This is a genomic window from Autumnicola psychrophila (genome assembly GCF_031846645.1).
GTDB lineage: Bacteria > Bacteroidota > Bacteroidia > Flavobacteriales > Flavobacteriaceae > Autumnicola > Autumnicola psychrophila.
Genome location: NZ_JAVRHN010000007.1, coordinates 74,062 through 90,426, shown reverse-complemented (window position 1 = coordinate 90,426; position 16,365 = coordinate 74,062). Strand labels below are relative to the sequence as shown.

13 protein-coding genes and 5 tRNA genes are annotated in these 16,365 nt (G+C 38.9%); all 18 read left to right on the top strand.

The features are described 5' to 3' along the window. Positions 1-316: 316 nt before the first annotated feature. The 18 genes from rpsU (at position 317) to RM541_RS10480 (ending at position 16,275) form a co-directional block, all read left to right on the top strand. A complete protein-coding gene (rpsU, locus tag RM541_RS10565) occupies positions 317-511 on the top strand; it encodes a 30S ribosomal protein S21 (protein WP_311483079.1) in 195 nt (64 codons plus the stop codon). Positions 512-659: 148 nt separating this feature from the next. Continuing rightward, the gene (locus tag RM541_RS10560; RefSeq protein WP_311500118.1) at positions 660-1,550 is read left to right on the top strand and encodes a tyrosine-type recombinase/integrase; all 891 of its coding nucleotides are present in this window, start codon (positions 660-662) and stop codon (positions 1,548-1,550) included. Between the two features lie 33 nt (positions 1,551-1,583). After that, positions 1,584-1,886 carry a ribosome hibernation-promoting factor, HPF/YfiA family gene (gene hpf / locus RM541_RS10555; RefSeq protein ID WP_311500117.1) on the top strand — a complete coding sequence of 101 codons (303 nt, stop codon included), beginning with the start codon at positions 1,584-1,586 and terminating at the stop codon, positions 1,884-1,886. Between the two features lie 99 nt (positions 1,887-1,985). Continuing rightward, positions 1,986-2,059, top strand: a tRNA-Thr gene (locus RM541_RS10550). Between the two features lie 311 nt (positions 2,060-2,370). Beyond that, positions 2,371-2,452: transfer RNA gene (locus tag RM541_RS10545), tRNA-Tyr, on the top strand. A 67-nt stretch (positions 2,453-2,519) separates the two neighbouring features. Beyond that, positions 2,520-2,592 (top strand) — tRNA-Gly (locus RM541_RS10540). 404 nt (positions 2,593-2,996) lie between these two features. Beyond that, a tRNA-Thr gene (locus tag RM541_RS10535) sits at positions 2,997-3,068 on the top strand. Positions 3,069-3,126: 58 nt separating this feature from the next. Further along, complete coding sequence (gene tuf / locus RM541_RS10530) at positions 3,127-4,314, top strand: elongation factor Tu (protein WP_311496156.1); 1,188 nt, start codon at positions 3,127-3,129, stop codon at positions 4,312-4,314. Positions 4,315-4,372: 58 nt separating this feature from the next. After that, positions 4,373-4,445: transfer RNA gene (locus RM541_RS10525), tRNA-Trp, on the top strand. 122 nt (positions 4,446-4,567) lie between these two features. After that, the gene (secE, locus tag RM541_RS10520; RefSeq protein WP_311496157.1) at positions 4,568-4,765 is read left to right on the top strand and encodes a preprotein translocase subunit SecE; all 198 of its coding nucleotides are present in this window, start codon (positions 4,568-4,570) and stop codon (positions 4,763-4,765) included. Between the two features lie 10 nt (positions 4,766-4,775). Then, positions 4,776-5,327 (top strand): transcription termination/antitermination protein NusG, encoded by a 552-nt coding sequence (gene nusG / locus RM541_RS10515; protein ID WP_311500116.1) that lies wholly within the window; start codon positions 4,776-4,778, stop codon positions 5,325-5,327. A 75-nt stretch (positions 5,328-5,402) separates the two neighbouring features. Beyond that, entirely contained in the window at positions 5,403-5,840 is a 438-nt protein-coding gene (gene rplK, locus RM541_RS10510; protein WP_311496159.1) for a 50S ribosomal protein L11, read from the top strand. 19 nt (positions 5,841-5,859) lie between these two features. Further along, entirely contained in the window at positions 5,860-6,558 is a 699-nt protein-coding gene (rplA, locus tag RM541_RS10505) for a 50S ribosomal protein L1 (RefSeq protein WP_311500115.1), read from the top strand. Positions 6,559-6,567: 9 nt separating this feature from the next. Beyond that, complete coding sequence (gene rplJ / locus RM541_RS10500) at positions 6,568-7,089, top strand: 50S ribosomal protein L10 (RefSeq protein WP_311483087.1); 522 nt, start codon at positions 6,568-6,570, stop codon at positions 7,087-7,089. A 56-nt stretch (positions 7,090-7,145) separates the two neighbouring features. Next, positions 7,146-7,520 (top strand): 50S ribosomal protein L7/L12, encoded by a 375-nt coding sequence (gene rplL / locus RM541_RS10495; protein WP_311496162.1) that lies wholly within the window; start codon positions 7,146-7,148, stop codon positions 7,518-7,520. A 133-nt stretch (positions 7,521-7,653) separates the two neighbouring features. Then, complete coding sequence (gene rpoB / locus RM541_RS10490; protein WP_311500114.1) at positions 7,654-11,466, top strand: DNA-directed RNA polymerase subunit beta; 3,813 nt, start codon at positions 7,654-7,656, stop codon at positions 11,464-11,466. 82 nt (positions 11,467-11,548) lie between these two features. Then, entirely contained in the window at positions 11,549-15,850 is a 4,302-nt protein-coding gene (rpoC, locus tag RM541_RS10485) for a DNA-directed RNA polymerase subunit beta' (protein ID WP_311500113.1), read from the top strand. Positions 15,851-15,960: 110 nt separating this feature from the next. Beyond that, positions 15,961-16,275, top strand: a complete 315-nt coding sequence (locus RM541_RS10480) for a DUF3467 domain-containing protein (protein ID WP_311496165.1) — start codon at positions 15,961-15,963, stop codon at positions 16,273-16,275. The last annotated feature ends 90 nt before the right edge of the window (positions 16,276-16,365 follow it).

The following is a 16,365-nucleotide window of genomic DNA, read 5'->3' as shown; positions in this document are numbered from 1 at the left end:
GCTCTAAAATAACAATTTTCGACCTGAAGTGCCCTCTAAGTGGCTGTGGAATAGTTTTTTTATTTAAAATTTGAAATTGGGCATTCAATATGAGGTCTTTTAGAATCACTATATAAAAGAGTGCTCTAAAATGACAATTTTCGACCTCCAGTAGCTCGTGGAGGATTTTTTAGGACACTTTCAGTTGGAATTTTCAATTCTACATTTATAATATTTAAGGAAGAAGACTGAAAATAAAACAAAATATAATTGCGGGTTTGTATAAATGATCTATATTTGCAGCCTTAAATAATTTTTAAAGAAAGGAGGTGACACTATGTTAATAATACCAGTAAAAGACGGAGAAAATATTGATAGAGCGCTGAAGCGTTTTAAGAGAAAGTTTGATAAAACCGGAACAATGCGTCAGTTGAGAAGCCGTCAACATTTCACAAAGCCGTCAGTAGAACGTAGGGCTCAAATCCAAAAAGCTGAATATATTCAGCATCTAAGAGATCAGGAAGAGATCTAGAGTAACTTCTTTTTTACAGAAATTATCTCGATTTTCTTTCTCTTGGAAAGGAATGATTAAAAGCCTTTGAAGTCCTGCTTCTTTGGTATGAATATATTAACTGTTGGTAAATTAAAGTTTTATAACTTTGTTTACCAACAGTTTTTTTATGTCCTATCCCCAGTTTTTCGATTACCTTCAGCTTGAAAAGAATTTTTCGGCTCACACTGTAAAGGCTTATAAAAAGGATCTGGAGTTATTTTCAGAATTTGTTCTTGCAGAATATGAAGAAGAGGATATCTCTGGTGTAAGCTATCAGGAAATACGAAGCTGGATTGTGCAGCTGGTCGATAGTGGGATTTCCAACCGTAGTATTAATCGTAAAATATCTTCCTTAAAAGCTTACTACAGGTTTTTGCTTAAAACAAAACAAATTGAATTTTCTCCCCTGGCAATGCATAGAGCTTTAAAGACAGGTGGAAAGGTTCAAGTTCCGTTTTCAGAATTAGAGGTGGAGAATGTTCTGGATGCTGTTGGTGCTGATGATTTTAGTAGTATCCGTGATAAATTAATAGTGGAGCTTCTTTACTCTACAGGGATTAGACGCAATGAACTGATAGAACTGAGGCTGGATGACGTTGATCTTAGAAGTCGAATGCTGAAGGTTTTTGGTAAGAGAAATAAAGAGCGATATTTGCCTTTATTGCCATCTGTTCTGGTGACTATAGAAATTTACCTGGAGAAAAGAAGGTCAGTGGCGGGGGCTGCCGGAGTTAATTATCTTTTATTGACAAATAGGGGGAAGAAACTTTATGAAAGTTTTGTTTATCGACTCATTAATAATTATTTTAGTAAGGTCTCTGGTAAGTTAAAGAGGAGCCCGCATATTCTGCGGCATTCCTTTGCTACTCATCTATTGAATCAGGGTGCTAATCTTAATGCTGTAAAAGAACTTTTGGGTCATTCGAGCCTTGCTTCGACTCAGATTTATACTCATAATAATATTGCAGAGTTATCTAAGGTGCATCAATTGGCTCATCCCAGGAACAAAAAAGATTAAACCAATTAATGTTTAACTTAAATTTTATAGGAGATGAAAGTAAATGTGCAATCCGTCAACTTTAATGCTGATCAGAAACTGGTAGATTTTATCCAAAAAAAATTGGATAAGCTTGAAAATTACTATGATAAAATTGTGTTTGCAGATGTTTATCTGAAGGTTCAGAACACAAGTGGCAAGGAGAATAAAATTACTGAAATTTTACTGAGTATTCCCGGGGGTGATATAATGGTGAAAAAGACCTGTAGGAAATTTGAAGAATGTGTAGATGAATGTTTGAGTTCCCTGCAACGACAACTCATTAAGCGAAAGGAGAAAATGAGCGCTCATGTTTAAATATTTTTTTATTTAAATGTTTTGAGAAATAAATTATTTAATTACATTTGCAGTCCGTTAGAAATAGCGGGCTTTTTTATTGAAGAAAATAGAGAAAAGGCCGATGTAGCTCAGCTGGCTAGAGCAGCTGATTTGTAATCAGCAGGTCGTGGGTTCGAGTCCCTCCATCGGCTCTGAAATTTTGAAGTTAACGCGAAGGAAGTTGCCTGAAAGAACGATGTTCTGTAAAGCAAAAGAGGGGTGAGAAGTATATCCTGAGCGAAGTCGAAGAGAGTCCCTCAATCGGCTCTGAAATTTTGCAAGCTTGTTTATAGATTTCTTTTTAAGAGACTGATTATAAATAACCTGAAAAAAGTTCTGAAAAATTTTGATCAAATGCTTTGGATGGTAGTGTAAATTTGCATTTATTTGCAGCCGCAAATTACCGTCATAAAGCTGAGTCGTAAACCGACTTTGGTTCTATGAAATATTGAAAAATTAAATTGGGGAGATACTCAAGCGGCCAACGAGGGCAGACTGTAAATCTGCTGTTTTTAACTTCGCAGGTTCGAATCCTGCTCTCCCCACAAAAAAAACGAAAAAGGTTGAAGGTCTAATGTTGAGCATTAATCTTTATGCCTTAATTGTTTGAATGCGGGAGTAGCTCAGTTGGTAGAGCGTCAGCCTTCCAAGCTGAATGTCGCCGGTTCGAACCCGGTCTCCCGCTCTAAGACTTTCTGAAGGAAATAATAATTTGATTTAGTTCAAATTGTATTAAAGGCGGAAAGCAGGGTGAGAAGCCTGTTCTGAGTGAGTTTGAAAAAGCGAATCGAAGGAAACCCAGTCTCCCGCTCTAAAAAGTCTGGAACTTTGAGTTCATGATGGCTTTGTGAATCGGCGGAAAATTAGAATCTTCGCTTCATGACGATTACAGGAGTAAGCACTCGAGATTGTGGTTTCTGTATTGTTTATTTGCTGGCTAAGGATTTAAAAATAAACAGAAGGTTGTAATACGTTCTGTGTTGTTCTAGATAAATTATAACCTAAGAACCTGAGCAGGTTTGGGGTTATTTTTGTTGTTTACAGAACAATGAATTTTGAGCCGGGGTGCCTAAAGCGCCTCTTTTAAAAGCCGACGTAGCTCAGGGGTAGAGCGTTTCCTTGGTAAGGAAGAGGTCACGAGTTCAATTCTCGTCGTTGGCTCTTGTTATTGTATAAAATTGAACACTAATATATAACTAAGATTAAATAAGTATTAATTATGGCAAAGGAAACTTATGATCGTTCCAAACCGCACCTTAATATTGGTACAATTGGACACGTAGATCACGGAAAAACAACTTTAACTGCAGCGATTACACGAGTAATGGCTGATGCTGGTTATTCAGAAGCGAGTGCTTTTGATCAAATTGACAATGCTCCAGAAGAGAAGGAAAGAGGTATTACTATTAACTCTTCACACGTAGAGTATTCGACTGCAAACCGTCACTACGCTCATGTTGACTGTCCTGGTCACGCCGATTATGTGAAAAACATGGTTACAGGTGCTGCTCAAATGGATGGTGCTATTCTTGTTGTAGCTGCAACTGATGGTCCTATGCCGCAAACTCGTGAACATATCCTTTTAGGTCGTCAGGTTGGTATTCCAAGAATCGTTGTATTCTTAAACAAAGTTGACCTTGTTGATGATGAGGAGCTTCTTGAGTTAGTTGAGATGGAAGTTAGAGATCTTCTTTCTTTCTATGAGTATGATGGTGATAATGGTCCTGTAATTTCAGGTTCTGCACTTGGGGCTTTAGAAGGAGATGAGAAATGGTCTAAGACTGTTCTTGATCTTATGGAAGCTGTAGATAGCTGGATTGAACTTCCTGAGCGTGATGTAGATAAGCCTTTCTTGATGCCTATCGAAGATGTATTTTCTATTACAGGTCGTGGTACAGTAGCAACTGGACGTATTGAAACTGGTGTGGCGAACACTGGGGATCCTGTAGAAATCATTGGAATGGGAGCTGGTAAGCTTACTTCCACTATTACTGGGGTTGAGATGTTCCGTAAAATTCTTGATAGAGGTGAAGCTGGAGATAACGTTGGTATTCTTCTTAGAGGTATTGAGAAATCTCAAATCTCAAGAGGTATGGTAATTACTAAGCCAGGTTCTGTAACTCCGCACGCTAAATTTAAAGCTGAGGTTTATATCCTTAAGAAAGAAGAAGGTGGACGTCACACTCCATTTCATAACAACTACCGTCCACAGTTCTATGTACGTACAACTGATGTGACTGGAACAATTAGCCTTCCTGAAGGAGTTGAGATGGTAATGCCAGGTGATAACCTTACAATTACTGTAGAGTTAATTCAGGCTATTGCTATGAATCAGGGACTTCGTTTTGCTATCCGTGAAGGTGGTAGAACTGTAGGTGCTGGTCAGGTAACTGAAATTCTAGACTAATTCAGAATTGATTTATAAAGGTATCCCGCTGTAAATCGGGATACCTTCCTTTATATTTACGGGTTTAGCTCAGTTGGTAGAGCACTGGTCTCCAAAACCAGGTGTCGGGAGTTCGAGCCTCTCAACCCGTGCAAGAGAAAATAATTCCTTTACAGGGATCTAAAATTTTCAGGATATCTAGAAAAATGTGGCGAGATGCCTGTCCCGAGAGAAGTCGAAGGTAGTCTCTCAATCCGAGCAAATAAAACAAGAAATGGCGGGAATTGTTAATTACATATCAGAATCTTATAACGAGTTAAAAAACCATGTTACCTGGACGAGCTGGCCTGAAGCGCAACGCTTAACTATCGTGGTTGCCGTATTCTCAATTATTTTTTCATTGGCAGTTTGGGGGGTTGATTCTTTGTTTAGCTCTGCAATAGAGCAGTACTTCGAATGGATTAAATCTTAAAAAACTACAAATGACAGAGGTAAAGGATAAAAAATGGTATGTTGTTCGTGCCGTTAGTGGCCAGGAAAATAAAGTCAAAGATTATATAGAAAGAGAAATTGCTCACCATGGCCTGGAAGATCAGGTAGACCAGGTTCTTGTTCCAACTGAAAAAGTTATACAAATTAGAAACGGAAAAAAGGTTAATAAAGAGCGCGTTTACTTTCCGGGATATATAATGGTGCAGGCAAATCTTATAGGGGAAATTCCTCATATTATTAAAGGGATTAATGGTGTGATTGGTTTTCTTGGAGAGACTAAAGGTGGGGATCCGGTGCCACTGAGGAGGTCTGAAGTAAATCGTATGTTAGGTAAGGTGGACGAACTCTCTGTGAAAGCAGATAATGTGGCCATTCCTTTTACTATTGGGGAAACTATTAAAGTAATAGATGGTCCATTCAATGGTTTTAATGGTACGGTAGAAAAGATAAATGAAGAAAAACGTAAGCTTGAGGTAATGGTTAAGATTTTCGGAAGAAAGACACCGCTGGAATTAAGCTACATGCAAGTAGAAAAAGTATAACAATATTTGTTACATATTTTTTGATAGTTTTTTAAAGCTTCCACTCTAACAAACTATCACCTAAAAATTTAGAAAATGGCAAAAGAAGTAAGTAAAGTTGTAAAACTACAAGTTCGCGGAGGTGCTGCTAACCCTTCACCACCAGTTGGACCTGCTTTAGGTGCTGCCGGAGTTAATATCATGGAGTTCTGTAAGCAATTTAACGCCAGAACACAGGATAAACAAGGTAAAGTATTGCCTGTTGCGATAACAGTTTATGGTGATAAGTCTTTTGACTTTGTTATCAAGACTCCTCCTGCAGCAGTACAATTGTTGGAAGCATCTAAATCTAAAAAGGGTTCTGGAGAGCCTAACAGAAAAAAAGTAGCAAGTGTTTCTTGGGATCAGGTTAGAGCTATTGCAGAAGATAAAATGCAGGATTTAAATGCATTCACTGTAGAGTCTGCGATGAAAATGGTTGCCGGAACAGCACGTTCAATGGGAATAACTGTAAAAGGTAGCGCACCGTTTTAATCCTAAAAGAAATTAAGAAATGGCAAAAGTAACAAAAAAGCAAAAAGAGGCTCAATCTAAAATCGAAAGCGGTAAGCTGTATTCGGTTGCAGAAGCTTCAGCTTTAATAAAAGAAGTTTCCAACGAAAACTTTGATGCTTCTGTGGATTTGGCTGTTCGTTTGAACGTAGATCCTCGTAAAGCAAATCAAATGGTGAGAGGTGTTGTGACACTTCCTCATGGTACTGGTAAAGATGTAAAAGTTTTGGCTCTTGTAACTCCAGATAAGGAAGAAGAGGCTAAAGAGGCTGGTGCAGATTTTGTTGGACTTGATGAATACCTTGAGAAAATTAAAGGCGGCTGGACAGATGTGGACGTTATCGTCACTATGCCTAGTGTCATGGGAAAATTAGGACCCCTTGGTCGTATTCTTGGACCTAGAGGTTTGATGCCTAACCCGAAAACCGGTACGGTAACTATGGATATTGGTAAAGCTGTATCTGATGTTAAGGCTGGTAAAATTGACTTTAAAGTTGATAAAACAGGTATTGTTCACGCTGCAGTTGGTAAGGCATCTTTTGATGCTGAAAAAATTGCTGGTAACGCAAGAGAATTATTAACTACGCTGGTAAAGTTGAAGCCTCAGGCTGCTAAAGGTGTCTATATAAAAAGTATTTATATGGCTAGCACCATGAGCCCGAGTGTGGCAATTGACACTAAAAGGTTTACTGAGCAATAATAAGTTATTATGACAAGAGAAGAAAAATCACAAGTAATAAAAGATTTAACTGCCCAGTTAGCTGATTCTCCAACCATTTATTTAGCAGATATTTCTGGATTAAACGCAGGCGCCACTTCTAACTTAAGAAGAGCTTGTTTTAAAGCAGATATTAAGCTATCGGTAGTTAAAAATACATTATTGGCGAAAGCCATGGAAGCAACTGATAAAGATTTCGCAGATCTGCCATCAGTACTTAAAGGTAATACTTCAATAATGTTATCTGAAACCGGAAATGCTCCGGCCAAGGTTATAAAAGAATTCAGAAAAAAATCTGATAAGCCTCTTCTTAAGGGAGCTTTTGTAGAGGAAGCTGTTTATGTAGGCGATAATTACCTGGATGCCCTTGTAAATATCAAATCTAAAGAAGAAGTTATTGGAGATATTATTGGTCTATTACAATCACCTGCTAAGAATGTTGTTTCAGCACTTAAATCTGGTGGCGGTAAAATAGCCGGAATTCTTAAAACTCTTTCTGAAAAGGAAGGATAAACACGTACGCACTTTTTAACAATTATAATTAAAGAACTTTTTAAAACGATAGAAAAATGGCAGATTTAAAAGATTTCGCAGAACAATTGGTTAACTTGACTGTAAAAGAAGTTAATGAGTTAGCTGATATTCTAAAAGAAGAATATGGTATTGAGCCTGCTGCTGCAGCTGTTGCTGTTGCTGGTGGTGCTGCTGGTGGTGAAGAAGCCGCTGAAGAGCAAACTGAATTTGATGTAATCCTCAAGGCTCCGGGAGGTGCTAAACTTGCAGTAGTTAAGCTTGTTAAAGAACTTACTGGTCTTGGTCTTAAAGACGCTAAAGGTTTAGTTGATGGTGCACCTGCTCCAGTAAAAGAAGGTGTTTCTAAAGATGAAGCTGAAGCATTAAAAGCACAGTTAGAAGAAGCAGGAGCTGAGGTTGAGCTTAAATAAGCTTGACAAAAGCAATATTATTTAGGTTTAGGCCTCAGGATTCGCTCCTGAAGGTCTAAACCCTTTTGCGTATATAACGGCACAGTCCTTGTAACGCACCTATATATATAACAAATTATAATTCCGTCCATAGATGTTAGCAAAGCAAACTGAAAGATTGAGTTTCTCTTCTGTAAAGAACAGGCCTGATTATCCTGACTTTCTGGATATCCAGATCAAGTCATTCCAGGACTTCTTTCAATTGGAAACCAAATCAGAAGAGCGGGGAAATGAAGGTCTGTATAATACCTTCTTAGAGAACTTCCCAATTACGGACACCCGTAACCAATTTGTACTAGAATTTTTAGATTATTTCGTGGACCCGCCAAGATACTCCATTCAGGAATGTATTGAGCGTGGTTTAACTTACAGTGTTCCGCTTAAAGCAAGATTAAAGCTTTATTGTACAGACCCGGAACACGAAGATTTTGAAACCATCGTACAGGACGTTTATTTGGGAACTATCCCTTATATGACCCCAAGTGGTACTTTTTGTATCAATGGAGCAGAGCGCGTGGTTGTATCCCAATTACACCGCTCGCCCGGGGTTTTCTTTGGACAATCTTTCCATGCTAATGGAACAAAACTATATTCTGCCCGCGTAATTCCTTTTAAAGGATCATGGATAGAATTTGCTACCGATATTAACAGCGTGATGTATGCTTATATCGATAGAAAGAAAAAATTACCTGTTACAACGCTTTTCCGTGCTATCGGTTTTGAGCGGGATAAAGATATTCTTGAAATTTTTGACCTTGCAGAAGAGGTTAAAGTTTCTAAAACAGGACTAAAAAAAGTATTGGGTCGTAAACTGGCGGCTCGTGTATTGAATACCTGGTATGAGGATTTCGTAGATGAAGATACAGGAGAGGTAGTTTCAATTGAACGTAATGAAATTGTTCTGGATCGTGATACAGAACTTGAAAAAGAACATATAGAAGAAATTCTGGAAACTGGTAGTAAAACTATTCTTCTTCATAAAGAGGATAATCAAACCGGTGACTATGCGATTATTCACAATACCTTACAAAAAGACCCTACCAACTCTGAAAAAGAAGCGGTAGAACATATTTATCGTCAGCTACGTAATGCAGAACCGCCAGATGAGGAAACGGCTCGTGGTATTATCGATAAATTATTTTTCTCAGATCAGCGTTACAGTCTTGGTGAAGTTGGTCGTTACAGAATGAATAAAAAACTTGGTCTTGATGTGGCTATGGATAAGCAGGTGCTTACCAAAGAAGATATCATTACCATTGTAAAATATTTAATTGAGCTTATAAACTCTAAAGCTGAGATTGATGATATCGATCACTTGTCTAACCGTCGTGTTAGAACTGTAGGTGAGCAACTATCCCAGCAGTTTGGTGTTGGTCTTGCCCGTATGGCACGTACTATTCGTGAGAGGATGAATGTTCGTGATAATGAGGTGTTTACACCAATAGATTTGATTAACGCAAAGACATTGTCTTCTGTTATTAATTCTTTCTTCGGGACAAACCAGTTATCCCAGTTCATGGACCAGACAAACCCGCTTGCAGAGATTACGCACAAGCGTCGTCTTTCAGCACTTGGGCCAGGTGGTTTATCCAGAGAAAGAGCAGGATTTGAAGTACGTGATGTTCACTATACACACTATGGTAGACTTTGTCCTATTGAAACTCCTGAAGGTCCAAACATTGGGTTAATCTCTTCACTTGCAGTTTATGCAAAAGTGAATGGAATGGGCTTCATAGAGACTCCCTATAGAAATGTTACTGATGGTAAGATCAATCTTTCTGAAGAGGCTGTTTACTTTAGTGCAGAGGAAGAAGAAGGAAAGAAAATTGCCCAGGCAAATATTCCTTTAGAAGATGATGGAACGATCACTGCTGAAAGGGTTATTGCAAGAATGGAAGGTGACTTCCCGGTTGTAGATCCAAAAGAGATCCATTATACCGATGTTGCACCAAACCAGATTGCATCTATTTCGGCTTCATTAATTCCTTTCCTGGAACATGATGATGCCAACCGTGCATTGATGGGATCTAACATGATGCGTCAGGCCGTACCATTGTTAAGAGCTGATTCTCCTATTGTTGGAACGGGTCTTGAAAGACAGGTTGCTACAGATTCACGTGTGTTGATTAATGCTGAGGGTGAAGGAGAAGTAGAATATGTAGATGCAAACCAGATTACAATTAAGTACGATCGTACAGAGGAAGAGCGTATGGTTAGTTTCGATAGTGATTCTAAAACTTACGATCTTATAAAGTTCCGTAAAACCAACCAGGGAACTTCTATAAACCTTAAGCCAATTGTAGCTGTAGGGGATAGAGTAACCAGAGGTCAGGTTCTATGTCAGGGTTACGCTACTGAAGCTGGGGAACTTGCTTTAGGAAGGAACATGAAAGTTGCCTTCATGCCCTGGAAAGGATATAACTTTGAGGATGCGATTGTAATTTCTGAAAAAGTAGTTAGAGATGATATTTTCACCTCTATTCATATAGATGAATATTCACTGGAAGTTCGGGATACCAAATTGGGTAACGAAGAATTGACTAATGATATTCCGAACGTTTCTGAAGAGGCTACAAGAGATCTTGATGAACACGGGATGATAAGAATTGGTGCCGAGGTTAAACCTGGAGATATTCTTATTGGAAAAATTACTCCAAAGGGAGAAAGTGATCCTACTCCTGAAGAGAAATTGTTAAGAGCAATCTTTGGTGATAAAGCAGGTGATGTTAAAGATGCCTCTTTAAAAGCTTCTCCTTCTTTAAGCGGAGTTGTAATAAATAAGAAACTTTTTGCCAGAGCTATTAAAGATAAGCGCAAGAGAGCTCAGGATAAAGAAGATATTTCGGCTTTAGAGATGAAGTACGAAACAAAGTTCACTACTTTAAAATCTGATCTGGTAGATAAATTATTTGCCATTATTGGAGGAAAAACAGCACAAGGTGTTCAAAACGACTTAGGGGAAGAAGTAATGCCAAAAGGTAAGAAATATACCCTTAAGATGTTAAACGCTGTAGACGATTACACGCACCTTACACAGGGTACGTGGACTACAGATGACCATCTGAATGTGTTGGTAGCAGACCTTCTTCATAATTACAAGATTAAAGAAAATGACCTTCAGGGTAATTTAAGAAGAGAGAAGTTTACCATCTCTGTTGGTGATGAACTTCCTTCAGGTATTCTTAAACTTGCTAAAGTTTACATCGCTAAGAAGCGTAAGCTTAAAGTAGGGGATAAGATGGCTGGACGTCACGGTAACAAAGGTATTGTTGCAAGAATCGTTCGCCAGGAAGATATGCCGTTCCTTGAAGACGGAACTCCGGTTGATATTGTGTTGAACCCACTTGGTGTACCATCACGTATGAACATTGGGCAGATTTATGAGACTGTACTTGGTTGGGCAGGACAAAAATTAGGGAAGAAGTATGCGACTCCAATTTTTGACGGTGCAACTATAGACCAGATCAATGAACTGACTGATGAAGCAGGAATTCCAAGATTTGGACATACTTATCTTTTTGATGGTGGTACAGGAGAGCGTTTTGACCAACGTGCAACTGTAGGTGTAATTTATATGCTGAAATTAGGACACATGATTGACGACAAAATGCATGCTCGTTCCATTGGTCCTTACTCATTAATTACACAACAACCGCTTGGTGGTAAAGCACAATTTGGTGGTCAGCGTTTTGGTGAGATGGAAGTTTGGGCACTTGAGGCTTATGGAGCATCAAGTACGCTAAGAGAAATCTTAACAGTTAAGTCTGATGACGTGATAGGAAGGGCTAAAACTTACGAAGCAATCGTTAAGGGAGAGCCTATGCCGGAACCTGGATTACCAGAATCTTTTAACGTGCTTATGCACGAATTGAAAGGTCTTGGCCTGGATATTAAGTTAGAAGAATAAATTACTGTTTTAGAATACGGGGTGTTTCAAAGGCACCCCCTTAAAACAGATTTTTCACAATAATTAGATAGCAGCATTTATTATGGCTAGAAATAATGATAAGAATACAGTACAGAGATTTGACAAGATCTCTATCGGTTTAGCTTCTCCCGAGTCAATCCTTGCGGAATCCCGTGGTGAAGTTCTTAAGCCGGAAACTATCAATTATCGTACGCACAAACCAGAGCGTGACGGATTGTTCTGTGAGCGTATTTTTGGTCCTGTAAAGGATTACGAATGTGCCTGTGGAAAGTATAAAAGAATTCGCTATAAGGGGATCGTTTGTGACCGTTGTGGTGTAGAGGTGACAGAAAAGAAGGTGCGTAGAGATCGTGTGGGGCACATTAATTTGGTAGTTCCTGTAGCACATATCTGGTATTTCCGTTCTTTACCAAATAAAATAGGTTACTTGCTTGGGCTTCCTTCCAAGAAATTGGATATGATTATTTACTACGAGCGGTATGTAGTAATCCAACCTGGTAATGCCAAGAATGAAGAAGGTGATCCACTTAAGAAAATGGATTTCCTTACTGAAGAAGAATATCTGAATGTTCTGGATAGCCTTCCTCAGGAAAATCAATACCTCGAAGATAACGACCCAAATAAGTTTATCGCTAAAATGGGAGCCGAATGTCTTATTGAGATTCTTAGAAGAATTGATCTTAATGAACTTTCTTACGAACTAAGACATAAAGCAAATAACGAAACTTCAAAGCAGCGTAAAACTGAGGCGCTTAAGAGACTTCAGGTTGTGGAGGCACTTCGTGATGCAAACAAGAACCGGGAAAACAATCCGGAGTGGATGATAATGAAGGTTGTTCCGGTTATTCCACCAGAACTTAGACCTTTGGTGCCACTTGATGGTGGACGTTTTGCGACTTCAGATTTAAATGATCTTTACAGAAGGGTTATTATCCGTAATAACCGTCTTAAGAGATTAATGGAGATTAAAGCTCCTGAAGTAATCTTACGTAACGAAAAGCGTATGCTTCAGGAATCAGTAGATTCTCTGTTTGATAATACAAGAAAATCTTCAGCAGTAAAAACCGATTCTAACCGTCCTTTGAAATCGCTTTCAGATTCATTAAAGGGTAAGCAAGGGCGTTTCCGTCAGAACTTACTTGGTAAGCGTGTGGATTATTCAGCACGTTCGGTAATTGTGGTTGGACCAGAACTAAAAATGTTCGAGTGTGGTCTTCCGAAGAATATGGCAGCAGAACTTTACAAGCCTTTCGTGATCAGAAAACTTATTGAAAGAGGGATTGTAAAAACTGTAAAATCTGCAAAGAAAATTATAGATAAAAAAGAGCCTGTAGTATGGGATATCCTTGAAAATGTTCTTAAAGGACACCCTGTATTACTTAACCGTGCTCCTACGCTTCACCGTTTAGGTATCCAGGCATTCCAGCCGAAACTTATTGAAGGTAAAGCGATACAGTTGCACCCATTGGCGTGTACGGCATTTAATGCCGACTTTGATGGTGACCAGATGGCGGTTCACCTTCCGCTTGGGCCAGAGGCTATTTTGGAAGCACAAATGTTAATGCTGGCTTCTCACAATATTCTTAACCCTGCCAATGGTTCACCAATTACGGTACCATCTCAGGATATGGTTCTGGGTCTGTATTATATGACCAAACTTAAGAAATCTACCGATGAAGAAAAGGTGAAAGGTGAAGGCCTTACTTTTTATTCTACGGAAGAAGTTATTATAGCTTATAACCAGAAGAAAGTAGATCTTAACGCCGGCATCAAGATTCGTGCGAAAGATTTCAATGAAGCTGGTGAATTGGTTTACCAGATTATAGAAACAACTGTTGGTAGAGTACTATTTAATGAATCTGTTCCTGAAAAGGCTGGTTTCATTAACGAAGTACTTACAAAGAAAACTTTGCGTGAGATCATTGGGGATATCCTTAAAATCACAAGTGTACCTGAAACTTCTGAGTTCCTTGATAGTATCAAAGGGCTTGGATATGGATTTGCATTCCGTGGTGGACTTTCCTTCAGCTTAGGGGATATTATTATTCCTGAAGAGAAGCAGGCAATGATCGATGAAGCCAACGAACAGGTTGAAGGTATTATTGGTAACTATAACATGGGACTTATTACCAACAACGAACGTTATAATCAGGTAATCGATATCTGGACTTCTACCAACGCAGGATTGACTGAATTGGCTATGAAGCGAATCCGTGAAGATAAGCAAGGATTCAACTCTGTATATATGATGCTTGATTCCGGAGCCCGTGGTTCTAAAGAGCAGATTCGTCAGTTAACCGGTATGCGTGGACTGATGGCTAAGCCTAAGAAATCCAGTTCTGGTGGTGGTGAAATTATTGAAAACCCGATTCTTTCTAACTTTAAGGAAGGGCTTTCAATTCTTGAGTACTTTATCTCAACTCACGGTGCACGTAAAGGTCTTGCCGATACTGCACTAAAAACTGCCGATGCAGGTTACTTAACCCGTCGTCTGGTAGATGTTTCACAGGATGTTATTGTAAATGATGAAGATTGTGGAACATTACGAGGTGTGGAAGTACGCGCACTTAAGAAAAATGAAGAAATCGTAGAATCTCTTGGAGAACGTATTTTAGGACGTATTTCCTTACAGGATGTTCAAAATCCGTCTACAGAGGAACTAATAGTTGCAGCGGGCGAAGAGATTACAGAGGCTGCAGTTAAGAAGATAAACGAAGCTCCTATTGAGAGCGTAGAAGTACGTTCCCCGCTTACATGTGAAGCGAAGAAAGGAATATGTGTGAACTGTTACGGTAGAAACCTTGCCACCAACAAATTGGTTCAAAGAGGTGAAGCTGTAGGTGTTGTGGCCGCTCAGTCTATTGGTGAGCCAGGTACTCAGCTTACATTGCGTACCTTCCACGTGGGTGGTATTGCAGGTAACATTTCAGAAGAAAATAAACTTATAGCTAAGCTTGACGGTATTGCTGAAATTGAAGACCTTAAAGTGGTAAGAGGTGAAGCGCCAGATGGTAGTACTTCAGATATCGTGATTTCACGTACTGCAGAACTTAAGATCAAGGACAAGAAAACAGGAGTGGTATTGAGTAATAACAACATTCCTTATGGTTCTCAGATCTTTATTGAAGACGGTGCTGAAATTTCTAAAGGTGATATTGTTTGCCAATGGGATCCATACAACGGTGTGATTATTTCAGAATTTGCCGGTAAGATCAAGTATGAAAATGTTGAACAAGGTGTGACTTATCAGGTTGAAATTGATGAGCAGACAGGTTTCCAGGAAAAAGTTATTTCTGAATCCAGGAACAAGAAACTTATTCCAACACTTCATATTCTAGGTAAAAAAGACGAAGTAATTCGTTCTTACAACCTTCCGGTTGGGGCTCACCTTATGGTAGATAACGAAGAGAAAATAGGTGTAGGTAAGATTCTTGTTAAGATTCCACGTAAATCTTCTAAAGCAGGGGATATTACAGGTGGTCTTCCAAGGGTAACCGAACTATTTGAAGCTCGTAACCCATCAAATCCTGCTGTGGTTAGTGAGATTGACGGTGTTGTTTCCTTCGGAAAAATTAAGCGTGGTAACCGCGAGATTATCGTAGAATCCAAACTTGGAGAAGTTAAAAAGTACCTTGTAAAACTTTCTAACCAGATCCTTGTTCAGGAGAACGATTATGTTCGTGCAGGTATGCCGCTTTCTGATGGTTCTATTACACCAGAAGATATCCTGAACATTAAAGGACCAAATGCTGTACAACAGTATCTTGTGAATGAAGTTCAGGAAGTTTACCGACTACAGGGTGTGAAGATTAACGATAAGCACTTTGAAGTAGTAGTACGTCAAATGATGCGTAAAGTAAGAATTCAGGATCCGGGAGATACTATTTTCCTTGAAAACCAACTTGTACACAAAGCTGACTTTATTGAAGAAAATGATAAAATTTTCGGAATGAAGGTCGTGGAAGATGCGGGTGATTCAGAAAATCTTAAACCGGGACAAATTGTTTCTCCAAGAGAACTAAGGGATGAGAATTCCATTCTTAGAAGAGAAGACAAGAATCTTGCGACTGCAAGAGACGTGACTGCTGCAACGGCAACTCCGGTTCTTCAGGGTATTACCAGAGCATCACTTCAGACAAAATCATTTATCTCGGCTGCTTCCTTCCAGGAAACTACCAAGGTACTTAACGAAGCTGCAGTGAGTGGTAAGATAGATAATCTTGAAGGATTAAAAGAGAACGTAATTGTAGGACATAGAATACCTGCAGGTACGGGAATGCGTAAATATGATAGCATTATTGTTGGTTCTAAAGAAGAATTCGACCAGATGCTTGAGAAAAAGCAGGAAGTAAATTATAATTAATACAGAATTTCAGGGCTGCAGTTTTGTAGCCCTGTTTTTTTACTATACATCAAATCCCGGCCTTCGTCGGGATTTTTTGTACTTTTATATGACATGAAAATTTTAATATTATGAGCGAAGAAAAAAAGCCGAAAAAAGGACAAATCAATATAGAACTGGATGAAAATGTAGCTGAAGGTATCTACTCAAATCTGGCAATTATCAACCATTCTGTTTCAGAATTTGTGGTGGATTTTGTCAATATTATGCCGGGAAAACCGAAGAATAAAGTCAAATCCAGAATCATTCTTACTCCGCAACATGCGAAAAGACTTTTAAAAGCCCTCGCAGATAATGTACAGCGATTTGAAAAAGCACACGGAGAAATTAAGGATTACGAAAAGGCTCCCCTTCCTTTAAATTTTGGCCCAACGGGACAGGCTTAAGAAAAGTAATTGACTGATGGTCGATAATTGCCAATTTTCGGCATGCACTTAGAACCTCGCAAATTCGAATCTGCGGGGTTTTCCTGTTTT